The sequence below is a fragment of the Pseudomonas sp. BBP2017 genome (genome assembly GCF_003024385.1).
GTDB lineage: Bacteria > Pseudomonadota > Gammaproteobacteria > Pseudomonadales > Pseudomonadaceae > Aquipseudomonas.
Genome location: NZ_PVZN01000015.1, coordinates 107,175 through 132,033, shown reverse-complemented (window position 1 = coordinate 132,033; position 24,859 = coordinate 107,175). Strand labels below are relative to the sequence as shown.

General features: G+C 60.1%; 25 protein-coding genes and 1 pseudogene. 11 read left to right on the top strand and 15 right to left on the bottom strand.

Going from position 1 to position 24,859, the window contains the following annotated elements; translation table 11 throughout:
• Nucleotides 1–34: 34 nt before the first annotated feature.
• From C6382_RS18200 to acs, 7 genes are all read right to left on the bottom strand, one after another.
• Entirely contained in the window at nucleotides 35–1,255 is a 1,221-nt protein-coding gene (locus C6382_RS18200; protein WP_107025754.1) for an aspartate aminotransferase family protein, read from the bottom strand.
• 352 nt (nucleotides 1,256–1,607) lie between these two features.
• Nucleotides 1,608–2,588, bottom strand: a complete 981-nt coding sequence (argR, locus tag C6382_RS18195; RefSeq protein ID WP_107025753.1) for a transcriptional regulator ArgR — start codon at nucleotides 2,586–2,588, stop codon at nucleotides 1,608–1,610.
• A gap of 98 nt (nucleotides 2,589–2,686) precedes the next feature.
• Nucleotides 2,687–3,451, bottom strand: coding sequence for an ABC transporter ATP-binding protein (locus C6382_RS18190; RefSeq protein WP_107025752.1), 765 nt, complete (start codon nucleotides 3,449–3,451; stop codon nucleotides 2,687–2,689).
• 66 nt (nucleotides 3,452–3,517) lie between these two features.
• Nucleotides 3,518–4,216, bottom strand: coding sequence for an ABC transporter permease (locus C6382_RS18185; protein ID WP_107025751.1), 699 nt, complete (start codon nucleotides 4,214–4,216; stop codon nucleotides 3,518–3,520).
• A complete protein-coding gene (locus C6382_RS18180) occupies nucleotides 4,213–4,902 on the bottom strand; it encodes an ABC transporter permease (RefSeq protein ID WP_107025750.1) in 690 nt (229 codons plus the stop codon). Before C6382_RS18180 ends, C6382_RS18185 begins: the two co-directional genes overlap by 4 nt.
• Before the next feature lie 90 nt (nucleotides 4,903–4,992).
• Nucleotides 4,993–5,778, bottom strand: coding sequence for an ABC transporter substrate-binding protein (locus C6382_RS18175; protein ID WP_107025749.1), 786 nt, complete (start codon nucleotides 5,776–5,778; stop codon nucleotides 4,993–4,995).
• Between the two features lie 521 nt (nucleotides 5,779–6,299).
• On the bottom strand, nucleotides 6,300–8,261 hold the full coding sequence (acs, locus tag C6382_RS18170; RefSeq protein WP_107025748.1) for an acetate--CoA ligase: 1,962 nt from the start codon (nucleotides 8,259–8,261) through the stop codon (nucleotides 6,300–6,302).
• A 405-nt stretch (nucleotides 8,262–8,666) separates the two neighbouring features.
• Between acs and C6382_RS18165 the strand changes: the two genes are divergently transcribed.
• The gene (locus C6382_RS18165) at nucleotides 8,667–8,927 is read left to right on the top strand and encodes a DUF2790 domain-containing protein (protein WP_107025747.1); all 261 of its coding nucleotides are present in this window, start codon (nucleotides 8,667–8,669) and stop codon (nucleotides 8,925–8,927) included.
• 122 nt (nucleotides 8,928–9,049) lie between these two features.
• Here C6382_RS18165 and C6382_RS18160 read toward each other — a convergent pair whose 3' ends face one another.
• Entirely contained in the window at nucleotides 9,050–10,609 is a 1,560-nt protein-coding gene (locus tag C6382_RS18160; protein ID WP_107025746.1) for a sigma-54-dependent transcriptional regulator, read from the bottom strand.
• A 292-nt stretch (nucleotides 10,610–10,901) separates the two neighbouring features.
• Between C6382_RS18160 and phhA the strand changes: the two genes are divergently transcribed.
• The 4 genes from phhA to C6382_RS24420 all read left to right on the top strand — a co-directional run bounded on the left by phhA (nucleotide 10,902) and on the right by C6382_RS24420 (nucleotide 13,582).
• Complete coding sequence (gene phhA, locus C6382_RS18155) at nucleotides 10,902–11,690, top strand: phenylalanine 4-monooxygenase (protein ID WP_038613490.1); 789 nt, start codon at nucleotides 10,902–10,904, stop codon at nucleotides 11,688–11,690.
• A gap of 42 nt (nucleotides 11,691–11,732) precedes the next feature.
• Nucleotides 11,733–12,089, top strand: a complete 357-nt coding sequence (locus C6382_RS18150) for a 4a-hydroxytetrahydrobiopterin dehydratase (protein ID WP_107025745.1) — start codon at nucleotides 11,733–11,735, stop codon at nucleotides 12,087–12,089.
• Entirely contained in the window at nucleotides 12,089–13,282 is a 1,194-nt protein-coding gene (locus tag C6382_RS18145) for an amino acid aminotransferase (RefSeq protein WP_107025744.1), read from the top strand. The genes C6382_RS18150 and C6382_RS18145 overlap by 1 nt, the downstream gene beginning before the upstream one ends.
• Before the next feature lie 171 nt (nucleotides 13,283–13,453).
• Nucleotides 13,454–13,582, top strand: coding sequence for a hypothetical protein (locus tag C6382_RS24420; RefSeq protein WP_256589137.1), 129 nt, complete (start codon nucleotides 13,454–13,456; stop codon nucleotides 13,580–13,582).
• A 95-nt stretch (nucleotides 13,583–13,677) separates the two neighbouring features.
• Here the strand turns inward: C6382_RS24420 and arfB are convergent, their stop codons facing one another.
• The 7 genes and pseudogenes from arfB to C6382_RS18110 all read right to left on the bottom strand — a co-directional run bounded on the left by arfB (nucleotide 13,678) and on the right by C6382_RS18110 (nucleotide 20,704).
• A complete protein-coding gene (gene arfB, locus C6382_RS18140) occupies nucleotides 13,678–14,091 on the bottom strand; it encodes an alternative ribosome rescue aminoacyl-tRNA hydrolase ArfB (RefSeq protein ID WP_107025743.1) in 414 nt (137 codons plus the stop codon).
• A gap of 86 nt (nucleotides 14,092–14,177) precedes the next feature.
• On the bottom strand, nucleotides 14,178–15,596 hold the full coding sequence (locus C6382_RS18135; RefSeq protein ID WP_107025768.1) for an amino acid permease: 1,419 nt from the start codon (nucleotides 15,594–15,596) through the stop codon (nucleotides 14,178–14,180).
• A gap of 696 nt (nucleotides 15,597–16,292) precedes the next feature.
• Nucleotides 16,293–17,432: a 23S rRNA pseudouridine(2605) synthase RluB gene (rluB, locus tag C6382_RS18130; protein ID WP_107025742.1), complete on the bottom strand. Its 1,140-nt coding sequence runs from the start codon at nucleotides 17,430–17,432 to the stop codon at nucleotides 16,293–16,295.
• 165 nt (nucleotides 17,433–17,597) lie between these two features.
• Nucleotides 17,598–18,356, bottom strand: a pseudogene (scpB, locus tag C6382_RS18125) (SMC-Scp complex subunit ScpB); the annotation flags it as partial.
• Between the two features lie 14 nt (nucleotides 18,357–18,370).
• Nucleotides 18,371–19,069 carry a ScpA family protein gene (locus C6382_RS18120; protein ID WP_167335151.1) on the bottom strand — a complete coding sequence of 233 codons (699 nt, stop codon included), beginning with the start codon at nucleotides 19,067–19,069 and terminating at the stop codon, nucleotides 18,371–18,373.
• A gap of 128 nt (nucleotides 19,070–19,197) precedes the next feature.
• On the bottom strand, nucleotides 19,198–19,827 hold the full coding sequence (locus tag C6382_RS18115; protein ID WP_107025739.1) for an L-threonylcarbamoyladenylate synthase: 630 nt from the start codon (nucleotides 19,825–19,827) through the stop codon (nucleotides 19,198–19,200).
• A 13-nt stretch (nucleotides 19,828–19,840) separates the two neighbouring features.
• Nucleotides 19,841–20,704 (bottom strand): PHP domain-containing protein, encoded by an 864-nt coding sequence (locus C6382_RS18110; protein WP_107025738.1) that lies wholly within the window; start codon nucleotides 20,702–20,704, stop codon nucleotides 19,841–19,843.
• 66 nt (nucleotides 20,705–20,770) lie between these two features.
• On the opposite strand from C6382_RS18110, the gene C6382_RS18105 reads away from it, so the two are divergent.
• The 6 genes from C6382_RS18105 (at nucleotide 20,771) to C6382_RS18080 (ending at nucleotide 24,794) form a co-directional block, all read left to right on the top strand.
• A complete protein-coding gene (locus C6382_RS18105) occupies nucleotides 20,771–21,367 on the top strand; it encodes a septation protein A (protein ID WP_107025737.1) in 597 nt (198 codons plus the stop codon).
• 1 nt (nucleotide 21,368) lies between these two features.
• A complete protein-coding gene (locus C6382_RS18100) occupies nucleotides 21,369–21,668 on the top strand; it encodes a YciI family protein (RefSeq protein WP_107025736.1) in 300 nt (99 codons plus the stop codon).
• A gap of 119 nt (nucleotides 21,669–21,787) precedes the next feature.
• A complete protein-coding gene (locus C6382_RS18095; RefSeq protein WP_107025735.1) occupies nucleotides 21,788–22,192 on the top strand; it encodes a translation initiation factor 2 in 405 nt (134 codons plus the stop codon).
• A 7-nt stretch (nucleotides 22,193–22,199) separates the two neighbouring features.
• A complete protein-coding gene (locus C6382_RS18090; RefSeq protein WP_107025734.1) occupies nucleotides 22,200–22,877 on the top strand; it encodes a response regulator transcription factor in 678 nt (225 codons plus the stop codon).
• 119 nt (nucleotides 22,878–22,996) lie between these two features.
• Nucleotides 22,997–23,410 (top strand): Spy/CpxP family protein refolding chaperone, encoded by a 414-nt coding sequence (locus C6382_RS18085; RefSeq protein ID WP_107025733.1) that lies wholly within the window; start codon nucleotides 22,997–22,999, stop codon nucleotides 23,408–23,410.
• A gap of 67 nt (nucleotides 23,411–23,477) precedes the next feature.
• Nucleotides 23,478–24,794 (top strand): HAMP domain-containing sensor histidine kinase, encoded by a 1,317-nt coding sequence (locus tag C6382_RS18080; protein WP_107025732.1) that lies wholly within the window; start codon nucleotides 23,478–23,480, stop codon nucleotides 24,792–24,794.
• The last annotated feature ends 65 nt before the right edge of the window (nucleotides 24,795–24,859 follow it).

Sequence of the window (24,859 nt, the reverse complement as noted above, 5' to 3'; positions counted from 1 at the left end):
CCTGAGGGGCCGGCGAAAGGACCACAGGCGCCAATCAGGCCTGGGTCAGTTTTGCCGCAGCGCGTTCGAAACGGTCCAGGCCTTCGTCGATATCGGCATCTTCGACCACCAGGCTCGGGGCGAAACGCACTACATCGGGACCAGCTTGCAACACCATCAGGCCTTCTTTCTCAGCCGCGTTGAAAACGTCTTTGGCCTTGCCTTTCCAGGCTTCGGACAACACGCAACCGATCAGCAGGCCAATGCCACGTACCTGGGTGAACAGGCCGTACTTCTCGCCGATCTGCTCCAGACGGGCCTTGAACTTCTGGTGCTTGGCCTTGACGCCCGCCAGTACCTCAGGGGTATTGACCACGTCCAGCACTGCATTGGCTACGGCACAGGCCAGCGGGTTGCCGCCGTAGGTAGTGCCGTGGGTACCGACGGCCAGGTGCTTGGCCAGGGCTTCGGTGGTCAGCATGGCGCCGATCGGGAAACCGCCGCCCAGGCTCTTGGCGCTGGAGAGGATGTCCGGGGTCACGCCGTAATGCATATAGGCGAACAGCTCGCCGGTACGGCCAACGCCGGTCTGCACTTCGTCGAAGATCAGCAACGCATTGTGCTTGTCGCACAGTTCGCGGGCGCCTTGCAGGTAGGCGACATCTGCCGGGACCACACCGCTCTCGCCCTGGATCGGTTCGATGACCACGGCGCAGGTCTTGTCGGAGATCTGAGCCTTGAGCGCTTCCAGATCGTTGTACGGCACATGGCTGATACCGGTGATCTTCGGACCGAAGCCATCGGAGTACTTCGGCTGACCGCCGACGCTCACGGTGAACAGGGTGCGGCCGTGGAAGCTGTTAACAGTGGCGATGATTTCGTGCTTTTCCGGACCGAATCGGTCGTGGGCAACACGACGGGCCAGCTTGAAGGCAGCCTCGTTGGCTTCGGCGCCGGAGTTGCAGAAGAACGCTCGCTCAGCGAAGGTCGCATCGACCAGTTTGTGGGCCAGACGCAGGGCGGGTTCGTTGGTGAACACGTTAGACACGTGCCACAGCTTGTTGGCCTGCTCGGTCAGCGCGCCAACCAGCGCCGGGTGAGCATGACCCAAAACGTTAACGGCAATCCCGCCCGCGAAGTCGATCAGCTCGCGGCCCGACTGATCCCAGACTCGGGAGCCCGCACCACGAACGGGGATAAAAGCCGCCGGTGCGTAATTGGGAACCATTACCTGATCGAAATCGGCGCGTTGCACCGGAGCTTGCGGAGCGGACATCGGAGTCTCCTGAAGAGGAACGCCTGCCTGGAACTGGCGAGCGATGGGGGGATTGTAAGGACAGATTGGCGCCTGACCTTGCCGCCAAGCGACAACTTCTTATAGCGCCAAACCCTGTTTTAACAAGGCTTACGGTAATGCGACAAATAGGGTCGCAAAGGCGCAGTTTAAACGGTGCGCGGGTGTGGTGGGGAGATTCTGTACGGACGGGGAATGGTTGGATTGATCACTGGGCAAGCCGCCTTGCCTGATCTTTTGTGGGCGCTGGCTTTGCCAGCGATGCAAACACCGCGCAACACCTGATCCCGCGCCGATTTCATCGCCAGCAAGGCGGGCTCCTACGCTGCGCAGCTCAACCGCGCTCGGCAGGCACCGAAGACAATTCAAAAGGACTGCTGCTTCGTCGCTGGTTACGATCTTCCCGTGGCGTTGCGCCAAAGAAGTTGCGATAAGCGCTGGAGAAATGCGGCCCCGAAGAGAAACCGCAGGACAGGCCGATCTGGATGATCGACTTGCTGGTCTGCATCAGCATCTGTCGCGCCTTGTTCAGGCGCAGTTCCAGGTAATACTGACTCGGCACACGATTGAGGTACTGCTTGAAGATCCGCTCCAGCTGTCGGCGCGACACACACACATGCTGAGCGATCTCATCAGTGGTCAACGGCTCTTCGATATTGGCCTCCATCAACAGCACTGCCTGGGTCAACTTCGGATGACTCGAGCCCAGGCGGTTCTGCAACGGAATACGCTGGCGCTCCCCCCCCTCACGAATGCGCTCGACCACCAATTCTTCCGACACCGCTCCGGCAAGCTCGGCCCCATGATCCCGGGCCAGCACCGCTAGCAACAGATCAATCACCGACATCCCGCCACAAGCGGTCAGGCGATCACGGTCCCAGTCGAATAGATGGCTGGTGGCGATAACCTTAGGGAAACGCTCGGCAAAATCATCCTGCCAACGCCAGTGTACCGCCGCGCGATAGCCATCGAGCAAACCCAGCTGCGCCAACGGATAAACCCCCGCCGACAAACCACCGACCACACAACCGGCACGGGCCAATTGCTTGAGCGCACTGGCCAGCCCCGACACCACCGCCTGAGGTGGCTCATCGGCCAGCAAAAACAGCTTTTGGCAACCTTCCAGACGTCCTGCCCACGGTTCACCCGGCAAGCGCCAGACGCCTTCGGCCGCAGGCTCTGCCTGCAGGAACAGCAACTCGTAGACCACCTCTGGATGGACGCGCTGGGCAACCCGCAAAACCTCTTCGGCCAGCGCCAGGGTCAAAGCTTTGGTGCTGGGCCAGATGAGAAAACCGATGCGCTGGGTGGTCATGGGTGCGGTCCGAAACCTGAGAGGAGGTCAAGAAGATAGGGCCTGGTCAAGCTGCGATGAGCTCGCAGCATGACCCATTCTGGTGCAAAACGGCAATCTTACTTCAGGCTGCCCGAAAGGAACTGTTGCAGACGCTCGGATTGCGGATTGACCAGCACCTCGCGTGGATTGCCACTCTCCTCCACCAGGCCTTTATGCAGGAACACCAACTGATTCGACACCTCGCGGGCAAAGCCCATCTCGTGGGTCACCACCACCATGGTCCGGCCTTCCTGGGCCAATGCCTGCATGACCTTGAGCACATCCCCGACCAGCTCGGGATCGAGCGCCGAGGTCGGCTCGTCGAACAGCATGACCTCCGGCTCCATGGCCAGCGCGCGAGCAATCGCCACACGCTGCTGCTCACCACCGGACATATGCCCAGGATAGGCGTCCTTGCGATGGGCAACCCCGACCTTGGCCAGGTAGTGCTCGGCCTTTTCCAGGGCGTCCTTTTTCGACATGCCCAACACGTGAACCGGCGCTTCGATGATGTTTTCCAGCGCGGTCATGTGCGACCACAGGTTGAAGTGCTGGAACACCATCGACAGACGCGAACGCATGCGCTGCAGCTGCTTGGGATCGGCAGCCTTGAGCGCGCCGTCCTTGTTTGCCACCAGCTTGAGCTCTTCATTGTTGAGCAGGATCTTACCCGCGTGCGGCTGCTCAAGCAGGTTGATGCAGCGCAGGAAGGTACTCTTGCCCGAACCACTGGAGCCGATGATGCTGATCACGTCGCCCGCCTTGGCAGCCAGGGACACGCCCTTGAGCACTTCGTGACTGCCATAGCGTTTATGCAGATCTTGGACTTCGAGTTTGTACATGCTGTCGGTTCTCACAAAGCAGTCAGTCTTGAGCTAACGCTCAGGGCAAAAAAGTTACCGCAGGCCTCAGGCCTTGCGCGGCGCCAGGTAGCCGAGCCAGCGGCGCTCAGCCAGCTTGAACAGGCGCACCAGAATGAACGTCAGGCACAGGTAGAACACGCCGGCGGTGATATAGGCTTCGAACGGCAAGTAATACTGGGCGTTGACCGTGCGCGCCGCACCGGTGATATCGATCAGGGTGACGATCGATGCCAGACTGGTGGTCTGCAGCATCATGATCACTTCGTTGCTGTACTGCGGCAGGGCCCGGCGCAGGGCCGACGGCAGCAGAATGCGACGGTACATCTTGATCCGCGACATACCCACAGCCTTGGCCGCCTCGATCTCGCCATGCGGCGTGGCCTTGAGGCTGCCAGCAATGATTTCCGCAGTGTAGGCACTGGTGTTGATGGCAAAGGCCAGACACGCACAGAAAGTTGCACTCGACAGCCACGGCCAGAGGAAGCTCTCACGCACCGCTTCGAACTGAGCCAGACCGTAGTAGATCAGGAACAACTGCACCAGCATCGGCGTGCCGCGAATCACATAGGTGTAGAGCCAGGCGATCAGGTTGACCAGCGGCTGCTTGGACACCCGCATCAAACCCAGCGGAATAGCCGTCAGCAGACCGAAGAAAAGCGACAGCGCCAGCAACTTGAGGGTGGTCAGCAAACCGCCCAGGTACAGCGGCAGCGCTTCCCAGATGACGTTGTAGTCGAAAATCATAGTTCAGCCGCCTTTACGCCAACCGAGTAGCGCTTCTCGAGGTAACGCAGGGCCAGCAGCGAGACACTGGTGATCACCAGATACAGGGCCGCGACCGCCAGGAAGAAGGTGAAAGGCTCGCGGGTGGCATCCGCCGCCTGCTTGGCCTTGAACATCATGTCTTGCAGACCGACCACCGAAATCAGCGCCGTGGCCTTGGTCAGAACCAGCCAGTTATTGGTGAAACCTGGAATCGCCAGGCGAATCATCTGCGGCACCATGACCCGGAAGAACACCTGCAGACTGCTCATGCCGTAAGCCATGCCAGCCTCGCCCTGCCCCTTGGGAATCGCCATGAAGGCACCGCGGAAGGTTTCCGAAAGGTAGGCGCCGAAAATGAAGCCCAGGGTACCGACACCCGCCACCAGCGGATTGAGGTCGATGTAATCGTCATAACCGAGCAGCGGTGCTACACGATTGAGCAGGTCCTGACCACCGTAGAAAATCAGCAGGATCAAAACCAGATCGGGAATTCCGCGGATCACCGTGGAATACAGGTCGCCCAGCCACGCCAGCCAACGCACCGGCGACAGACGCAGGGCCACACCGATAAGGCCGAGTACAATGGCCAGGGCCATGGACGACAAGGCAAGCTGCAGCGTGAGCCACACGCCGTCGAGGATAACTGCCCCGTAGCCTTTCAACATGATGAGGTCCTCGACCTTAGGGATGAAAAAATGGTGCAAACCTCAGAGTCTCTGCTGCTTGCACCATTACACAGGTGAAACGTCGACGATTTACTGGGCTTCAGGGCCGTAGATGTCGAAGTTGAAGTACTTGTCCTGAATCTGCTTGTACTTGCCATTGGCGCGGATAGCCGCGATGGCAGCGTTGATGCGATCCAGGTTGGCTTTGTCGCCCTTGCGCACGGCAATGCCGACCCCGTCACCGAAGTACTTCACGTCAGTGAAGGACGGGCCGACGAAGGCATAGCCCTTGCCAGCGTCAGTCTTGAGGAAGCCATCTTCAAGCAGCGTAGCATCGGCCACGGTGCCATCCAGACGGCCGGCAGCGACATCCAGGTAGATTTCGTTCTGGGTGCCGTAAGGAACGATGGTCGCACCTTGTGGAGCCAGGACTTCCTTGGCGAAACGGTCGTGGATCGAGCCACGCTGAACACCGATCTTCTTGCCCTTGAGCTCGGCCAGGCTATCGCTGACAGTGGTGCCTTCCTTCATTACCAGGCGCGCCGGGGTCAGGTAGTACTTGCCGGTGAAGTCCACAGACTTCTTGCGATCTTCGGTGATCGACATGGACGAGAGGATGGCGTCGATCTTGCGCACTTTCAGTGCCGGGATCAGGCCGTCGAATTCTTGCTCGACCCAGGTGCACTTGACCTTCATCTCTTCGCACAGGGCGTTGCCGATGTCGTAGTCGAAGCCGACGATGCTGCCATCTGGCGCCTTCGAGGCGAACGGTGGGTAAGCGGCCTCGATACCGATTTTCAGCGGTTTCTCATCAGCCAGCGATGCCAGGGAAAACACAGATAGCGCCAGTGCGCCAAGCAGTGCGAGTTTCTTCATCTGGAACTCCATCGGTAAAGGGCAATACAAGGCAGCGCGTAACAACTGCCCGATATGCGAATGGGTACAACGCGAGCTGCGCAGGGTCGACGAAACATCTGACAACCCACGAGCGAGTGATCGGCATTTTAGCGACAGCTCCGAAGTCGATATTTCCTCAATGCGACAACTAGTTATAGAAGCGCAGAAACACGGGACCGGAGACATTGACAGCTTTCGCGGAATATGCAAAAGCAAAAGACAAATAACCAATCAAAGAAGCAATAAGCGGGCCTATTATTGGCAAACCCTTCTAATCCGGCAAGCTCAGCGTTTCGGCAGATCGAAATCGATGCAGAGAACGCCCTGTTGTTGGGCGAAAGCGTTTCCCTTTGCCCCGCTGACGAGCAATTGTGGTGACACAAAGGTTACCGATGAATGTCGGAGTAACAGAAAGCACAAAGCCCCGCTGGCATTACCAGTCGGGGCTTGTTGTAGCGGTTTAGCGAGCCTCATCGCGGGGCAAGCCCCGCGAAGCCTTATCAGGCCGACGCCAGATTCATCGACTTGTGGGTATCGATCAGATGCTGGACCACACTCGGGTCAGCCAGGGTCGAGATATCACCCAGGGCATCGTACTCGGCCGTGGCAATCTTGCGCAGGATGCGACGCATGATCTTGCCCGAACGGGTCTTGGGCAGGCCCGGCGCCCACTGGATGACATCCGGCGAGGCAATCGGACCGATCTCTTTACGCACCCAGTTCTTCAGCTCCAGACGCAGCGCCTCGTTCGGCTCCTCGCCACCATTGAGGGTGACGTAAACATAGATGCCCTGCCCCTTGATGTCGTGCGGTACACCGACCACGGCAGCCTCAGCCACTTTCGGGTGGGCCACCATGGCGCTTTCGATCTCGGCGGTACCCATGCGATGCCCGGAAACGTTGAGCACATCATCAACGCGACCGGTGATCCAGTAGTAGCCGTCTTCGTCGCGACGGGCGCCGTCACCGGTGAAGTACATGCCGCGGAAGGTCTTGAAGTAGGTATCGACGAAACGATCATGATCGCCGTACAGCGAACGCGACTGGCCCGGCCAGGAGTCGAGGATCACCAGATTGCCCTCAGCAGCACCATCGATCAGGTTGCCCAGGTTATCTACCAGTGCCGGCACCACCCCGAAGAATGGACGCGTCGCCGACCCCGGCTTGAGCGCGGTAGCGCCTGGCAGCGGGCTGATCAGTACACCACCGGTCTCGGTCTGCCACCAGGTATCGACGATCGGGCAGCGTTCTTTGCCGACGGCCTGGTAGTACCAGTTCCAGGCTTCCGGGTTGATCGGCTCGCCCACCGAACCCAGCAAGCGCAGGCTTGAGCCATCGGCACCGGCCACAGCAGCCTGACCTTCGGCCATCATCGCGCGGATGGCGGTGGGTGCGGTGTAGAGGATATTGACCTTGTGCTTGTCGATGATCTTCGATACCCGGGTAATGTCCGGATAGTTTGGCACCCCTTCAAACAGCACCGTGGTCGCGCCATTGGCCAGCGGGCCGTAGACGATATAGCTGTGACCGGTCACCCAGCCGACGTCGGCGGTGCACCAGTAGACTTCACCCGGGCGGTAGTCGAACACCCGCTCATGGGTCAGCGCGGCGTAGACCATGTAGCCGCCAGTGGTGTGCAGCACACCCTTGGGCTTACCGGTGGAGCCGGAGGTATAGAGGATGAACAGGGCCTCTTCGGCGCCCATCTCTTTCGGCGCGCAGTGGCTGGAAGCAACCTTCATCAGGTCTTCGTACCAGATGTCACGGTGCTGGTGCCAGGCAATGTCGCCACCGGTGCGCTTGCACACGATGATCTTCTGCACGCTGGCGGTTTCCGGGTTGGTCAGAGCCAGGTCAACATTGGCCTTGAGCGGCGTGCGACGACCGCCCCGCAGGCCTTCGTCGGCGGTAATCACCACCTTCGACTTGCAGTCAATGATACGACCGGCCAGCGCTTCAGGGGAGAAGCCGCCAAAGACCACCGAGTGGATCGCACCGATACGCGCACAGGCCAGCATCGCCACAACCGCCTCAGGAATCATCGGCATGTAGATGGTGACCACGTCGCCACGGTGCACGTCCTGGCCGCGCAGGGCGTTGGCGAATTTGCACACCTGCTCGTGCAGTTCGCGGTAGGTAATGTTGCGGTGCTCGGAAGGATCGTCGCCCTCCCAGATGATTGCGACCTGATCACCACGCTCGGCAAGGTGGCGGTCCAGGCAGTTGTAGGAGACGTTCAGAGTGCCATCGGCAAACCACTTGATATCGACATGGTGGTCGTCGAAGGAGGTCTGCTTGACCTTGGTGAAGGGCTTGATCCAGTCCAGGCGCTGGGCCTGCTCACGCCAGAAGCCGTCCGGGTTGATCACCGACTGCTGGTACATGGCCTTGTAGGTCGCCTCGTCAGTCAGGGTGGTGGCCGCAACCTCGGGACGAACGGGATACAGGGGAGCCGCACTCATCTTTATCTACCTCGGTGTAATAGTTGTTTTTGTATGACCTCGTTGTAACTGTACCAGACCTCGCCGGCCATTCGACGTTGGTAGTAACGCCCCGCTCTTTTTCGCCCGTGCAATTGACCGCAGGCTCAAGACCGGGCATTGGCGCAGAAAAAATAAATTCCGAGGATGTCAAGCAAGCGATTGTTACAGTTTTCACCAACAGTGTTTATCAAAACGTCATCTGTTTAACGCACGCGCTCGCCCCTAAAATTCACCTCGCCAGCAACGGCATCGCGATTAACTTCTTGTTACAGCCCCCACGAAGGCCGTTAATCCAGAGATAACTGTGATAGTTGAACGTTAGTTGTACACGCGGCGCCACAAGCGCTGCGTGCCCCCTTACGACCTTAGACAGGTAAAATGAAAATGAAAGCTTTACTGGTATTGGCACTTGGCAGTCTTTGCAGCGTGGCGATAGCCGACGAAGTTGCAAGCAGTGGCGCCGAGCAGATTCCGGTTGAACAGTACAGTTACTCGCAGCACCTGGACATCGCCAAAGTCATTTCCATGAGCGAAGTCCCGAACGTCTGCGAAGTGGTCCCGGCGCGCATGACGTATGAGGACTCGCAGGGCCAGCGGCATATTCTCGAATACCATGTGATGGGTAACGGTTGCTCCAACGGATAGCTTGAAGATTACCGCTCGCCGCGCCTCGATCGCCGCTGACCGAGGCGCGCGGTTCAAACAATCGGTATTGGATACTTGTACTACAACTAATCCACGCTGACATTTCTGTAATTACAGTTGATTTATTCCGCCGACTTGCCAACACCATGTTCGCGCAACTTGTTGGCTATTGTGGTATGTGAAACACCGAGACGCTTACCCAGCGCCCGACTGCTCGGAAATTCACTCATCAATTGTTCCAGTACTGCCTTTTCAAAGCGCCCGACAATCTCGCCCAAGTCACCTTCCAGGGAAAACTCACCCAGCGGTTGCCGCGCACCGTAGTCCGGCAAGCGAATATGTTCGCTTTTAACCACCCCACCATCACACAGCGATACCGCCTGGAACAATACGTTCTCCAACTGACGCACGTTACCTGGCCAGTGATACTGACTCAGGCGCTCCAGAGCCGCCGGAGCCAGACGCGGCAATGGGCAACCGATCTGGCGGCTGGCCTGATCGAGGAAGTGCTCGACCAGCGGCGGCAGACCATCCAGGCACTCGCGCAACGGCGGGATATGTAGTGAAAGCACATTGAGGCGATGGTAAAGATCCTGACGGAACTCGCCGCGCGCGCAGAGCTCCGACAGGTCGACCTGGGTTGCACAGATAACCCGCACATCCAGGTACACTTCCTCGTCGCTGCCAACCCGACGGAAGCAGCCATCCTGCAAAAAGCGCAACAACTTGACCTGTAAACGCGGGCTCATCTCACCCACGCCATCGAGAAACAGCGTACCACCCGCGGTCAGCTCAAGCAGACCCAGCTTGCCTTCAGCCCGCGCGCCTTCGAATGCACCCGGCCCATAACCGAACAACTCGGTCTCGGCCATCGATTCCGGTAGTCCAGCGCAATTGAGCGCCATCAACGGTGCTTGCCCGCGCGGACTGGCCAGATGACAGGCACGGGCCAGCAACTCCTTGCCGGTGCCGGTCTCCCCTTCAATCAGCAGTGGTGCGTCCAGTGGCGCCATACGCCGAGCCTCGCGCACCACTGCAGCCATTACCCGCGAGCTCTGGAAAATGCTGTCAAAGCCGCGCAGTTCCTGCTTGCGCACGTTATAAATACGTTCGCCAATGCGGTCTGCACGGTGCAGGGTCAACACCGCTCCTGCCAGAGCCTCGCTGTCGTCGTGCTCGGATTGCAGTGGGGCGATGTCAGCCAGGAACACATCGCCCTTGACCTTGACCCGCAAGCCATTGATCCGCGATTTGTTAGCCCGCACCAATTCCGGCAAGTCGAAGTCTTCGGCATACCGCGACAAGGGGATACCCGGCACTTCATCGACCCTCACCCCGAGCAACTGCGCCGCCGCCCGGTTCGCGGCGACGATGGAGCCGCCCATGTCGATCGACAGCACCGGAAAATCCAGCGCCCCCAGCAGAGCATTGAGCTCCATATGTCGCCGCTCGCTCGGCATCAGACCTACGCGTTTGACGCCAAACACACCGGCAATCGACTCGAACTTGGGCCGCAAGGCCTGGAACTGCAAGTTGATCAGGTTGGGACAGTGCAAGTAGATGGCGTTGCCATGCTCGCCGCCGACCTCGCCGCGGGCGACGTTGATGCCGTACTCCACCAGCAGGTTGAGGATGTCACGCAGAATGCCGATGCGATTCTGGCAATGCACTTTGATACGCATGAAGTGTCCTACTAATAGGCCTGGAACGAACCCTGACAGCTAGCGGGCTGGCAGTTTTCTACCAACCCGGAAGAATTTTCGTAAAGATTACGTGACAAAACGCCGTGTACCGAGGCACACCCCCCCTATATTTTTCGGCCCTCTGCCAAATCCGTAAAGTAATCGTTACAGAAAACACCTCGTTTATCCAGCCCTACACGCTGTCGAACCGATGCAAAGTGCGGCGCAGCGCGCTATCTCTTAAGCAACGGCTTGATCACATAACAAGAATGGCCCTTAGCAGGAGAGCAGTATGAAACAGACGCAATACGTGGCTCGCGAGCCCGATGCGCAAGGGTTTATCGACTACCCGCAACAGGAACACGCGGTGTGGAACACCCTGATTACCCGCCAACTGAAAGTGATCGAGGGCCGCGCGTGCCAGGAATACCTGGACGGCATCGAACAACTGGGCCTGCCGCACGACCGCATCCCACAGCTGGGCGAAATCAACAAGGTGCTCGGCGCCACCACCGGCTGGCAAGTCGCCCGCGTGCCTGCGCTGATCCCTTTCCAGACCTTTTTCGAACTACTGGCCAGCAAGCGCTTTCCGGTCGCGACCTTCATTCGTACCGAAGAAGAGCTCGACTACCTGCAAGAACCGGACATTTTCCACGAGATCTTCGGCCACTGCCCATTGCTGACCAACCCCTGGTTCGCTGAATTCACCCACACCTACGGCAAACTCGGCCTTCAGGCAACCAAGGAAGAGCGCGTGTACCTGGCCCGCCTGTACTGGATGACCATCGAGTTCGGCCTGGTCGATACCCCGCAGGGCCGCAAGATCTACGGCGGCGGCATCCTTTCCTCGCCGAAAGAGACCGTCTACAGCCTGTCCGACGAGCCCGAGCACCAGGCCTTCGACCCGCTGGAAGCCATGCGCACGCCGTATCGCATCGACATCCTGCAACCGCTGTACTTTGCCCTGCCGAACCTCAAGCGCCTGTTCGACCTGGCCCACGAAGACATCATGGGCATGGTCCACACCGCGATGAAGATGGGTCTGCACGCACCGAAATTTCCACCTAAGGTTGCTGCCTGAGCAACTTTGCAAACCAATAACAAACCACTTGCGGAAAACCTTATGAACGCCTTGAACCAAGCCCACTGCGAAGCCTGCCGTGCCGATGCTCCACAGGTCAGCGATGAAGAACTGCCGGTACTGATCAAGCAGATCCCGGATTGGAACATCGAAGTCCGTGACGGCATCATGCAGCTGGAAAAAGTCTTCCTGTTCAAGAATTTCAAGCACGCCCTGGCCTTCACCAACGCTGTCGGCGAAATCTCCGAGGCTGAAGGCCATCACCCTGGCCTGCTGACCGAGTGGGGCAAAGTCACCGTGACCTGGTGGAGCCACTCGATCAAAGGCCTGCACCGCAACGACTTCATCATGGCCGCGCGCACCGACGAGGTTGCCAACACCGCCGAAGGCCGCAAGTAATGCACTTCAGCGCGATTGGCCGCGTCCCCGGCGATCCGATTCTGGGGCTGATGGAGGCCTACGCCAACGACAGCAATCCAGACAAGTTCGACCTGGGCGTAGGGGTATTCAAAGACGCCCAGGGCCTGACGCCAATTCCCGCCGCCGTCAAACTCGCCGAACAGCGCCTGCTCGATCAACAGTCGAGCAAAAGCTACGTCGGCGGTCATGGCGACGCTGACTTCGGTCGCCTGATCAGTGAACTGGTGCTGGGTAGCGGCTCCACATTACTGACCAGCAAACGCGCAGGTGCCACCCAGACACCGGGAGGCACTGGCGCCCTGCGCCTTGCCGCGGAGTTCATCGCGCACTGCCTGCCGGGGCGTGGTATCTGGCTGAGCGATCCGACCTGGCCGATTCATGAAACCATCTTCGCCAGCGCCAATCTCAAGGTCAGCCACTATCCCTACGTCGATGCGGACAACCGCCTGAACGTCAGCGGGATGCTGGCCACCCTGGAGGCGGCGCCCAAGGGCGACGTGGTGCTGTTGCACGCTTGCTGCCACAACCCGACCGGTTTCGACCTGTCCCAAGACGACTGGCGCGCAGTGCTGGAAGTGGTGCGCCGCCGCGAGCTACTGCCATTGATCGACTTCGCCTACCAAGGCTTTGGCGATGGCCTGGAAGAAGACGCCTGGGCAGTACGACTGTTTGCCACCGAGCTGCCCGAGCTGTTGATCACCAGCTCCTGCTCGAAAAACTTCGGCCTCTACCGTGACCGCACCGGTGCCCTGCTGGTGTGCAGCCATGATGCGGAAAAGCTGCTGGATGTTCGCAGTCAACTGGCGTTGCTGGCGCGTAATCTGTGGTCGACGCCACCGGATCATGGTGCTGCGGTGGTCGCTCAGATTCTCGGTGATGCGGCGCTCAAGCAGCTGTGGATCGAAGAAGTCGAGGCCATGCGCCAGCGTATTGCCCAGCTGCGGGTCGGGCTGGTCGAGGCCTTGGCACCTCACGGCCTGAGCGAACGTTTTGCCCACATTGCCGCGCAACGCGGGATGTTCTCCTATACCGGCTTGTCGCCGGAGCAAGTCAAGCAACTGCGTGAGCGGCATAGCGTGTACATGGTAGGCACTGGCCGGGCGAACATCGCTGGCGCTGATGCAGCACGGCTTGAGGCACTGGCGGCGGCTATCGCTGACGTGTGTCGCTGAAAAACATCGCGGGGCAAGCCCGCTCCCACAGTGGGAGCGGTCTTGCCCCGCGATGGCCATTAAGCAGGAAAATTCATACTGCCATCCAGACTCCTGTATCCTGCACGAGCTTTTCATAAGCCACGCGCGCCTTGCGCAGCCTTTCCACACACACTTGCGAGGAACGACGAGATGCATGAAATCCCGAACTTTCCCTTCCCAAGCCTGAACCCAGAAGAGCAGACACCTGCCACTCACAGCGCCGAACCAGCCCAGGCTGACTACGACGGCGACGAAACTTCCAGCGCCGACCAGGAATAACCGCGCAACAGTCAGACTGTGTGAAAACGGCTGATGCAAGGACCACCCCGTCAACGCGTTTTCACACCGTCAAGAACGCCCGCCTGACCAAAACGTCAGTAATCGATCCGGCCGCGTCCGGCCTTGATCACCCCACGCTTAGTCTTGGTGTCCAGACGCCGGGTTTTAGAACCCAGGGTCGGCCGGGTCGGTCGGCGCGTCTTTTCCACTTTGACCGCCGCCAGGATCAGCTCACGCAAGCGCTCCAGCGCATCCGCACGGTTCTGCTCCTGGGTACGGTACTGCTGAGCCTTGAGGATGATCACGCCCTCGCGGGTAATGCGACTGTCGCGCAAGGCCAGCAAGCGCTCTTTGTAGAATGCCGGTAAAGACGAGGCTTGCGTGTCGAAACGCAGATGCACGGCACTGGAAACCTTGTTGACGTTCTGTCCACCTGCGCCTTGGGCGCGGATCGCAGTCAGTTCGATTTCCTGGTCGGGAATCTGCACGGTATTGGAAATGATCAACATGGGTCACGGGCCTGATTAGGCCATGAGGATACCGTAAAAACCAAAAGCCCGGCACAGGGCCGGGCTTGCTCAACACACGCCACGCCTTACTTGGCCGCCGCACCCGCCTCAGCTATACGACGGGCCTGGCGATTACCCTTGAGCCCGTAGCAGGCAAACATCACCACCAGCCATACCGGAATCGCATACACCGACATCTGGATCCCCGGGATCTGCAGCATGATGCCGAGGATCAGCACCACAAAGGCCAGGCAGATGTAGTTGCCGTAGGGGTACCACAGCGCCTTGAACAACGGCTTCTGGCCGGTCTTGTTCATGTGCTGGCGGAACTTCAGGTGCGAGTAGCTGATCATCGCCCAGTTGATCACCAGAGCAGCCACTACCAGCGACATCAGCAGCTCCAGCGCATGCTGCGGCACGAAGTAGTTGAGCAGCACCGCCACCAGGGTCACGGCAGCCGAGGCCAGGATCGAACGCACCGGTACACCGCGCTTGTCGATCTTCGCCAGACTGGCTGGAGCATCGCCCTGCTCGGCCATGCCGTAGAGCATGCGGGCATTGCAGTAGGTTCCGCTGTTGTACACCGACAGCGCCGCGGTCAGGACCACGAAGTTGAGGATGTGCGCAGCCACATCGCTACCCAGCAGCGAGAACACCTGAACGAACGGGCTGGCGCCGTAGGTACCACCAGAAGCATCGAGGCTGGTGACCAGGCTGTCCCATGGGGTCAACGACAGCAACACCACCAGGGCGCCGATGTAGAAAATCAGGATACGGTAGATCACCTGATTGATCGCCTTCGGGATCACGGTTTTCGGCTTATCGGCTTCTGCTGCGGTGAAACCGAGCATTTCCAGACCGCCGAAGGAAAACATGATGATCGCCAGTGCCATGACCAGGCCGCTCACCCCATTAGGGAAGAAGCCGCCGTGCTCCCACAGGTTGCTCACCGAAGCCTGCGGACCACCGCTACCGCTGACCAGCATGTAGCTGCCCAGGGCAATCATGCCGACAATGGCCAGGACTTTGATGATCGCGAACCAGAACTCGGTCTCTCCGAACACCTTGACGTTGGCCAGGTTGATCGCATTGATCAGGATGAAGAAGGCTGCTGCCGAGGCCCAGGTCGGGATCTCCGGCCACCAGTAGTGCACGTACTTGCCGACGGCGGTCAGCTCCGACATACCGACCAGGATGTACAGGACCCAGCAATTCCAACCGGACAGGAAGCCCGCGAATCCACCCCAGTATTTGTGGGCAAAGTGACTGAAGGAACCTGCCACCGGCTCTTCGACGATCATCTCGCCGAGCTGGCGCATGATCATGAAGGCGATGAAGCCACAGATCGCATAGCCGAGAATCATCGACGGACCCGCCGACTTCATCACCCCGGCCGATCCGAGAAACAACCCGGTACCAATTGCACCGCCCAGGGCGATCAACTGGATATGGCGATTTTTCAGGCCGCGTTTCAGCTCGCCTGAATGCGTGTTTTGTCCACTCATGAACGAAGTCACCTGCATTGTTTTTATCTGTGACGGAATCGGACCCACCGCGCTCGTGGCGCAGCGGAATTAACAAGGTGGTTACCTTGAGGGTCTTGGCCAACTGCTGCCCATCCAGGGCAAACGCCGTGGGTAAATCAGCCGGGTGTCAGCAAGAGTGCGCGGTACGCATTGGGGTCACAGGTAAAACGCGGCGCATTGTATACCCCTGCAGACGCGCAGGGGTCAACACGTTGCGTGATTGTCTGATGACAAAACGCACCGTTCCTGAGGAAAGAATGAAGCCTGGGGAGGTAATCGGCGTACATGGCGCCTCCATTTGTTCTTATTGAATGCCCGGCTCTCCGGCCCGGCTTTGCACACGGCAATGGCACACATCTCACCGCTCCCAAGGGTTGCGGGCAAGCACTTGACGCGCACGTAAATCGCACTGGGCCGGGCTTTGCGGCAAGTTCTGTTTACAGCGGCGGCAGATCTCGGAAACTACCCTGCTGGGCTGGCGGCCTTGTAACGATTTATTTACGCGGCGGTTTAAAAACTTTCCATCACTTACAGGACCGTCTGTAACACACGGTTTTTACAGACAAAAAAAAAGCCAACCCGAAGGTTGGCTTTTTCACATGGTAGGAGCGGGCTTGCCCCGCGATGCGATGTGCCTGGCAAATCGCGATCGCGGGGCAAGCCCGCTCCTACAGGTTACGGGCGAGGCTTGTTGCGAGTGCTGCCTGGACGCTTGGGCGCCGGCTTGCCACGCTTGTTCATCTCGCTCGGGCGCTCCGCCACAGTGCTGCGACCACGACCTGCATCCTTGCCAGGGGCTTCGCCACGAGGCTGGCGAGCAGGACGCTCGGATTCACCGCCACGTGGTTGACGGGCCGGGCGCTCAGTTTCAGCACCACGCGGTTGCCGAGCCGGACGCTCGGCTGCAGCTGCACCCTCCTGAGCCGGACGCAGGGTACGCACGCGCTCGCCACGACCCAGCGGACGGGTGGACTTGCGTTGCAGGCGCTCCAGCTTGTCCTTGGTCTTGTGGTTCAAGGCTGGCATCGCCACCGGGGTCAGACCAACTTCAGCCGCGAGGATATCGACTTCCTGCTGGCTCATTTCGCGCCAGCGGCCCATCGGCAGGTCGGAGTTGAGGAACACCGGACCAAAACGCACGCGCTTCAGGCGGCTGACCACCAGGCCCTGGGATTCCCACAGGCGACGTACTTCACGGTTACGGCCTTCCATCACCACACAGTGGTACCAGTGGTTGAAGCCTTCGCCACCAGGCGCTTCCTGGATATCGGTGAAACGCGCAGGACCATCTTCGAGCACGACACCGGCCTTGAGGCGGGCAATCATGTCTTCGTCAACTTCACCACGCACACGCACCGCGTATTCACGGTCCATTTCGTAGGAAGGATGCATCAGACGGTTGGCCAGCTCACCGTCAGTGGTAAACATCAGCAGGCCAGTGGTGTTGATGTCCAGGCGACCGATGTTGATCCAGCGGCCTTCTTTCGGCCGTGGCAGGCGGTCGAACACGGTCGGACGGCCTTCCGGGTCGTCGCGGGTGCAGATCTCGCCATCGGGTTTGTTGTACATGATCACCCGGCGCACGGTCTCGGCGGACTCTTCGCGCTTGATCAGGCGGCCATCGACGGAAATCGCATCATGCAGATCGACGCGCTGACCCAGGGTGGCATCCACGCCGTTGACCTTGATCCGGCCCTGGCTGATCCAGGCCTCGACGTCACGACGCGAACCCACGCCGATACGCGCGAGCACTTTTTGCAGTTTCTCGCCTGATGGCGGCAATGGCTGGGTTTCTTGCAGGTCTTTGTCACTCATGCTGGGCACCTCCCGGTGTAAGTATTGAAAGCTGATTGGGCGAACAAGCGCCAAAAAGGTCGCGAATCATACGCCGATCACGCGCCGAGCGCACCTGAGACTAGTTGAAATTATCGAGGTCGACGGTTATTTCTGCCCGAAGGCCAAAGCTTACTGTCTTGGCGTTTCGGGCTCCGGATCAAGGGCTTCGGCGCCTTCAGCTGCAGGTTCTTCATCCAGCAGGTCGTCAAAGTCAGTCTTGAGGCCCTCCTCCATGGAGTCGAGCTCGACCAACAGGCTACGGAAGCTGGTTTCTTCCTTGGGCTCCTGCGGCTCAGCACTTTCATCGGCAAGGGCCTGCAGATGCGCCGGCACCGGGGCATCATCCAGTTCCAGCACCGGCTCCGGTTCCATTTCGCGCAGATCGGCCAGGGCCGGCAGGTCATCGAGGTTCTTCAGGTTGAAGTGATCGAGGAAGGCCTTGGTGGTGGCGAACATCGCCGGCTTGCCCGGTACTTCACGGTAGCCAACGATGCGGATCCATTCACGTTCGAGCAGGGTCTTGACGATATTGGTGTTGACCACCACGCCTCGCACGTCTTCGATTTCGCCGCGGGTGATGGGCTGACGGTAGGCGATCAGGGCCATGGTTTCCAGCAGCGCGCGGGAGTAACGCTGCGGCCGCTCTTCCCACAAACGGCCTACCCAGGGGGCGTAGTCTTCACGGATTTGCAGGCGATAGCCCGACGCCACTTCCTTGAGTTCGAAAGCGCGGCCGTTGCAGGATTTGCGCAACACCTCCAGGGATTTCTTGAACACGGCAGGCTCAGGGCGCTCGGCTTCTTCGAACAGCTCGAACAGCCGCTCCAGCGATTGCGGTTTTCCCGAGGCCAGTAAAAAGGCTTCAAGCAGGGGCGCCAGGTCGCGCGGATCATTCAGGTTCATGGCGTTGCTCGTGGTCACTCAGCCCGGGCGCGGACGTGGATCGGCGCAAAGGGCTCATTTTGCACCAGTTCGATCAAGGATTCCTTCACCAGTTCAAGAATCGCCATGAAGGTCACCACCACGCCCAGCTTGCCTTCCTCGGCAGTAAACAGTTCGACGAACGGGACAAAGCCGCCGCCCTTGAGGCGTTCGAGTACTTCACTCATGCGCTCGCGGGTCGATAACGCCTCACGGCTGATCTGGTGACTTTCGAACAGATCGCCGCGGCGCAGCACCTCGGCCATCGACATCAGCAACTCTTCCAGGCTGACTTCCGGCAACAGTTTGCGCGCCTTGGCTTGCGGCGCATCAAGGCGCGGCACGATGATCTCGCGCCCGACCCGACTCAGGCCATCAATGCCCTCGGCCGCCGCCTTGAAGCGCTCGTACTCCTGCAAGCGGCGAATTAGCTCGGCGCGCGGGTCACCCTCCTCTTCCTCGATCTCGGCCGATCGCGGCAAGAGCATGCGCGACTTGATCTCCGCCAGCATCGCCGCCATCACCAGGTATTCGGCAGCCAGCTCCAGGCGCACGGTTTTCATCAGCTCGACATAGCCCATGTACTGACGCGTGATCTCGGCCACGGGAATATCGAGAATGTCGACGTTCTGCTTGCGGATCAGGTACAGCAACAGGTCCAGCGGCCCTTCGAAGGCTTCGAGGAACACTTCCAGGGCGTCCGGCGGAATGTACAGGTCCACCGGCATTTCGGTCATAGCCTCGCCATAGACCAGTACCAGCGGCAATTCCTGCTGTGCGCCTGCTTGCGGGTCGCCGCTCGGCTCGGTAGTGGATGCCTGGCTCACGCTTCGACCATGAAGGGTGCCGGATCACCGCAACCGACGCGGATGACTTCAGGCTCATCACCGGCCAGATTGATCACGGTGGAGGCCTTGAGGTCACCAAAACCGCCGTCGATGATCAGGTCGACGTGATGCTCCAGGGCCTGGCGGATCTCGTAGGGGTCGGTCATCGGCTCGTCTTCGCCCGGCATGATCAGGCTGACACTCATCAGCGGCTCACCCAACTCCTCCAGCAATGCCAGGGCAATCGGATTGGACGGCACGCGCAAGCCGATGGTGCGGCGCTTCTCATGCAGCAACAGACGCGGCACTTCGCGGGTGGCGTTGAGAATGAAGGTATAGGGCCCCGGCACGTGAGCCTTGAGCAGGCGGAAGGTGGAAGTGTCGATCTTGGCGAACAGGCCCATTTGCGACAGGTCGCAACAGATCAGCGTGAAGTTGTGGTTCTTGTCCAGCTGTCGCAGGCGCCGAACGCGCTCCACGGCATTTTTATCGCCGATCTGACAACCCATTGCGTAGGAGGAGTCGGTTGGATAGATCACCACGCCGCCCTTGCGAATGATGTCGACGGCCTGCTTGATCAGGCGCGGCTGCGGATTCTCCGCATGAATCTGGAAAAACTGACTCACATTCTCTTCCTGTTCAGACGGCCGCGATAGGCTGCTCATGTTTGAATCGACGCCACAAAGGTGGCAGATCCTCTGGCAATGGCCGGTAGGCACCAATCTCACCCCAGGTGCCAGGGCCATGGAAGTCACTGCCGGCACTGGCCAGCAGACCGAACTCACGGGCCAGGATGGACATCGTGCCCACCTGTTCAGCCGGCATCATCCCGTTGACCACTTCCAGTGCCTGGCCGCCTGCTTGAATATAGTCGGCAATCAGCCGGCGGCGCTTGCTACGTGTTAATTCATAGTGCATCGGGTGCGCCAGGCTGACCCAGGCATCGGATTTGCGCAGGGTTTCCACGGTCTCATCGAGGGTTGGCCAGTGCAGCTTGACGTCCCCCAGCTTGCCGGCGCCCAACCACTTGCGAAAGGCCTCGGCGCGATCTTTGACGTGGCCTGCACGCACCAGGAACTCGGCAAAATGCGGACGTGCCGGGGCGTTCCCGCTGTCGCCCAGCTCCTGCTGGATGGCTCGCGCGCCCTCCAGCGCCCCCGGCATGCTTTTGAGCGTCAACCGCCGGTCGATTTCCTCGGCGCGCAACCAGCGCCCGCGGTGCAGCGACTCGACAGCTTCAAGCAAAGGCGCGGCGTCCAGGGCAAAGTTGTAGCCCAGCACATGGATGGTCGCGCCACCCCAGGTGCACGACAGCTCGATCCCGCTGACCCACTGCATGCCCAGGGCCTGCGCGGCGGCGCGGGCCTCAAGTTGCCCTTCAAGGGTGTCGTGGTCGGTCAGCGAGAGTATCCGCACGCCGTGCTCATGGGCCCGGGCGACCAGTGCCGTCGGTGACAGGGCACCGTCGGAGGCCGTACTGTGGCAGTGCAGATCAACATTCATAGGTGGCGCTTTCGCTGTCATTGATGTTTGTTATTATGCCGTCACATCCTGCTTCTGGCTGCCACTGTGAAACAATTCATCGATTTCATCCCGCTGCTCCTGTTCTTCATCGTCTTCAAGCTCGAACCTCGCGCCGTCGAATTTGCCGGTCACAGCGTCGAAGTCGGAGGCATCTTCAGCGCCACAGCGATGCTGATCATCAGTTCCCTGGTGGTTTACGGCGCGCTGTTCATCCGCCAGCGCAAGCTGGAAAAAGGCCAATGGCTGACCCTGCTCGCCTGCCTGGTGTTCGGTGGCCTGACCCTGGCCTTCCACAGTGAAACCTTCCTCAAATGGAAAGCGCCGGTGGTCAACTGGCTGTTCGCGCTGGCGTTCACCGGTAGCCACTTTATCGGTGACCGGGTGCTGATCAAGCGCATCATGGGCCATGCCATCAGCCTGCCAGAAGGCGTCTGGATACGCCTGAACGTCGCCTGGATCGCCTTTTTCCTGTTCTGCGGCGCCGCCAACCTGTTCGTCGCCTTCACCTTCCAGGACATCTGGGTCGACTTCAAGGTGTTCGGCAGCCTGGGCATGACCGTACTGTTCCTGGTGGGCCAGGGTGTCTACCTGTCCCGCCACCTGCACGACAGCGACCCCACCACCCCCAAGCCTGAGGATTGACATGCTCTACGCCATCATCGCTACTGACGTTGCCGAGTCCCTGGAAAAACGCCTGGCCGCCCGCCCGGCGCATATTGAACGCCTGCAGCAACTCAAGGAACAAGGTCGCGTGGTACTGGCCGGCCCGCACCCGGCCATCGACAGCAATGACCCTGGCGCCGCCGGCTTCACTGGCAGCCTGATCGTCGCCGAGTTCGACTCCCTGGCTACGGCTCAAGCCTGGGCCGATGCCGACCCGTACATTGCTGCGGGCGTGTATGCCAATGTCATCGTCAAGCCGTTCAAGCAAGTCCTGCCGTAATCCGCTGCATACGGTGCGCCGTTGTGCGCACCGCATTCCCGCCCTTTGCTGACGCAACTGCTCATTATTCTCGTCTGCCAGCCGACAACCTGCTGAATCGACAAGAATCAGGAGTTCCAATGCGTCAAGGTCCGTTGCCCCTGCTGCTGTGCCTATTGTTGCTGACCCCGCTCGCCCAGGCCGAAGAGCCCAGCGCCTCCAGCACCCCGCTGTCGCTCAGTGCCGGCAGCCAGATCACCGAGTTGCAACAGCGTCTGCAGGAAAGCGAGCGCCTGCGCGAAGCGCTGACCCAGCAACTGCACAATGCCGACAGTGAACGCGAAAGCGCCCAGCTCACCCGCCTGCGCCAGGAGAACCAGCGCCTCAAGCTGGCGCTCAAGGAACTGCAGGCCAATGCCCCCGAACGCCTGATCAGCGACCAGCAACAATGGTTTTTGATTGGTGGCGCAGTTGCCCTCTTGGCCGCACTCTGCGGTATCTTTGCCAGCGGCGGACACAGAAAGCGTCGGCAATGGTTGAATTGAGTGAGTCATGAGCGAGTTGTTACTGATTGATGATGACCAGGAACTCTGCGAGCTGCTCGGCAGCTGGCTGAGCCAGGAAGGTTTTGTCGTGCGTGCCTGCCACGACGGCCAGAGTGCCCGTAAAGCCCTGGCCGAGCAGACGCCAGCCGCCGTGGTGCTGGACGTGATGTTGCCCGATGGCAGCGGCCTGGAGCTGCTCAAGCAACTGCGCAGCGAACATGCCGAGCTGCCGGTGTTGATGCTCTCGGCCCGGGGCGAACCGCTGGACCGGATTCTCGGCCTGGAACTGGGCGCTGACGACTACCTGGCCAAACCCTGCGACCCGCGCGAGCTAACCGCCCGCCTGCGGGCGGTGCTGCGTCGTAGCCACCCCAATACCACACCAAGCCAAGTCGAAGTCGGTGATCTGTGTTTCAGCCCGGCCCGTGGCGTGGTCAGTATCGATGAACATGAACTGGCCCTGACCCTGTCCGAGAGCCGCATTCTCGAAGCCTTGCTGCGCCAGCCTGGCGAGCCACTGGACAAGCAGGAACTGGCACAGATTGCCTTGGGCCGCAAGCTGACCTTGTACGACCGCAGCCTGGACATGCACGTGAGCAATCTGCGCAAGAAGGTCGGCCCGCACCCCGACGGCCGCCCGCGCATAGTTGCCCTGCGCAGCCGCGGCTACTACTACAGCCTGTAATCTCAGCACGGTGCTCGGCCATCTTTACCTAAGCTTTACCCTTGCCTGACCGCCATTGACCTTGATCTCCCTAAACTGGGCTCATCCGGTAATCACCGGCCCCAGAAAGGAGAGACACCATGCGTAAGACCCTTATCGCCCTGATGTTCGCTGCCGCACTGCCGACCGTCGCCATGGCCATGCCCGAAGGCGGTCCGCACCACGGCGATCACCACCGCGGTGGAGCGCCTTTCGCCCAGCTGGACCTGAGCCGCGAACAGCGTCAGCAGATCGGCAAACTGATGGGCGAGCAGATGAAGAGCCGCCAGGAAATCACCAAACGCTACCTGGAAAAACTCCCGGCAGCGGATCAGAAAGCCCTGGAAGATGAGCTCAAAGCCAAGAAGGACAAGACCCAGGCCGATATCCGCGCCCTGCTCAAACCGGATCAGCAGAAGAAATTCGATGAGCTGAAGAAAGAGCAGGAGCAACGCCGCGCCGAATGGGACGAGTTCAAAGCCTGGAAAGCTGAAAAAGCCACCAAGGCTCAGTAAGCTGTCAGCCACCCCACCCGGCCTGCCCTTGTGCAGGCCGGGCTTTTTGTCGTTGAAGGAGCCTCCCTTGCGTTCATTGTTCTGGCGCATCCTGGCCAGCTTCTGGCTGGCCATTGCCTTGGTCGCGGGCCTGTCGATCCTGCTCGGGCATATGTTGAATCAGGATGCCTGGATCCTCAGTCGTCACCCGGGCCTCAGTACCCTGGCGCAGAAATGGACCCAACGCTACGAACAGCAAGGGCCGGATTCTGCGCAGCACTTTCTTGAACGGCGCAAACACCACTACAACATTGACGTACAGGTACTCAACGACAGCGGCGAAGCGGTGGTTCCGGGCACCTTCCCGCGTCGTGCGGCAGCCTTCGAGGCGCGTCGGCACAACGACGACCGACGCCTGCCCTGGCGGCGTCTGACCGAGGAGTACACCAGCCCCGACAGCGGTGAAACCTATCTGCTGATCTACCGTATTCCTCACCCTGAGCTGGATGCCTGGCACCGTGACAGCCTGCTTTGGCCACTGAGTGCGCTAGGTATTGCCCTGGTGGTACTGACCTTGTTCAGCCTGCTTGTGACGCTCTCCATCACCCGGCCATTGAGCCGCCTGCGGGGCGCGGTGCATGACCTTGGGCAGACCACCTACCAACAGAACAGTCTGGCGCGACTGGCCAATCGCCGCGACGAGTTTGGGGTGTTGGCCAACGACTTCAACCGCATGGGCTCGCGCCTGCAGAGCCTAATCGGCAGCCAGCGCCAACTGTTGCGCGATGTCTCCCATGAACTGCGTTCGCCGCTAGCCCGCTTGCGCATCGCCCTGGCCCTGGCGGAACGGGCTGAGCCGGAACAGCGCCAGGCGCTGTGGCCGCGCCTGACCCGCGAATGTGACCGCCTGGAGGCGTTGATCAGTGAAATCCTGGTGTTGGCACGGGTCGATGCCGAACAGGCGCGTGCCGAGCCGGTGGACCTGGATGCCGTGCTACAGTCGGTGCATAAGGATGCCCAGCACAGCGCACCGGAGCAGCAAATTCTGCTCAATCACGAAAACGGACTAAGCCTGCAAGGCTGGCCAACCCTTATCGAACGGGCGCTGGACAACCTGCTGCGCAATGCCCTGCGCTTCAATCCACCCGGGCAACCGATCGAGATCACTGCCGTGCGGGACAACGACCGCATCGTGCTCAGTGTGCGTGACCACGGGCCGGGAGTGGCTGAAGAGTACCTGGCGCAACTGGGCGAGCCGTTCTTCCGCGCGCCTGGACAGAGCGCGGCAGGTCATGGCCTGGGGCTGGCCATCGCGCGTAAAGCGGCAGAGCGACATGGTGGGAGTCTGACGCTGGAAAATCACCCACAGGGCGGGTTTGTTGCCAGGCTGGAGTTGAGTGCCTGACATGGAGTCGCATCGCGGGGCAAGCCCACTCCCACCGGCTCCAGGCAATCCCTGACCTTGGGGAC

Excerpts from the sequence above, each read along its gene's own strand:
- C6382_RS18200 (WP_107025754.1), bottom strand. The coding sequence starts at position 1,255 with ATGTCCGCTCCGCAAGCTCCGGTGCAACGCGCCGATTTCGATCAGGTA.
- argR (WP_107025753.1), bottom strand. The coding sequence starts at position 2,588 with ATGACCACCCAGCGCATCGGTTTTCTCATCTGGCCCAGCACCAAAGCT.
- C6382_RS18190 (WP_107025752.1), bottom strand. The coding sequence starts at position 3,451 with ATGTACAAACTCGAAGTCCAAGATCTGCATAAACGCTATGGCAGTCAC.
- C6382_RS18185 (WP_107025751.1), bottom strand. The coding sequence starts at position 4,216 with ATGATTTTCGACTACAACGTCATCTGGGAAGCGCTGCCGCTGTACCTG.
- C6382_RS18180 (WP_107025750.1), bottom strand. The coding sequence starts at position 4,902 with ATGTTGAAAGGCTACGGGGCAGTTATCCTCGACGGCGTGTGGCTCACG.
- C6382_RS18175 (WP_107025749.1), bottom strand. The coding sequence starts at position 5,778 with ATGAAGAAACTCGCACTGCTTGGCGCACTGGCGCTATCTGTGTTTTCC.
- acs (WP_107025748.1), bottom strand. The coding sequence starts at position 8,261 with ATGAGTGCGGCTCCCCTGTATCCCGTTCGTCCCGAGGTTGCGGCCACC.
- C6382_RS18165 (WP_107025747.1), top strand. The coding sequence starts at position 8,667 with ATGAAAGCTTTACTGGTATTGGCACTTGGCAGTCTTTGCAGCGTGGCG.
- C6382_RS18160 (WP_107025746.1), bottom strand. The coding sequence starts at position 10,609 with ATGCGTATCAAAGTGCATTGCCAGAATCGCATCGGCATTCTGCGTGAC.
- phhA (WP_038613490.1), top strand. The coding sequence starts at position 10,902 with ATGAAACAGACGCAATACGTGGCTCGCGAGCCCGATGCGCAAGGGTTT.
- C6382_RS18150 (WP_107025745.1), top strand. The coding sequence starts at position 11,733 with ATGAACGCCTTGAACCAAGCCCACTGCGAAGCCTGCCGTGCCGATGCT.
- C6382_RS18145 (WP_107025744.1), top strand. The coding sequence starts at position 12,089 with ATGCACTTCAGCGCGATTGGCCGCGTCCCCGGCGATCCGATTCTGGGG.
- C6382_RS24420 (WP_256589137.1), top strand. The coding sequence starts at position 13,454 with ATGCATGAAATCCCGAACTTTCCCTTCCCAAGCCTGAACCCAGAAGAG.
- arfB (WP_107025743.1), bottom strand. The coding sequence starts at position 14,091 with ATGTTGATCATTTCCAATACCGTGCAGATTCCCGACCAGGAAATCGAA.
- C6382_RS18135 (WP_107025768.1), bottom strand. The coding sequence starts at position 15,596 with ATGAGTGGACAAAACACGCATTCAGGCGAGCTGAAACGCGGCCTGAAA.
- rluB (WP_107025742.1), bottom strand. The coding sequence starts at position 17,432 with ATGAGTGACAAAGACCTGCAAGAAACCCAGCCATTGCCGCCATCAGGC.
- C6382_RS18110 (WP_107025738.1), bottom strand. The coding sequence starts at position 20,704 with ATGAATGTTGATCTGCACTGCCACAGTACGGCCTCCGACGGTGCCCTG.
- C6382_RS18100 (WP_107025736.1), top strand. The coding sequence starts at position 21,369 with ATGCTCTACGCCATCATCGCTACTGACGTTGCCGAGTCCCTGGAAAAA.
- C6382_RS18095 (WP_107025735.1), top strand. The coding sequence starts at position 21,788 with ATGCGTCAAGGTCCGTTGCCCCTGCTGCTGTGCCTATTGTTGCTGACC.
- C6382_RS18090 (WP_107025734.1), top strand. The coding sequence starts at position 22,200 with ATGAGCGAGTTGTTACTGATTGATGATGACCAGGAACTCTGCGAGCTG.
- C6382_RS18085 (WP_107025733.1), top strand. The coding sequence starts at position 22,997 with ATGCGTAAGACCCTTATCGCCCTGATGTTCGCTGCCGCACTGCCGACC.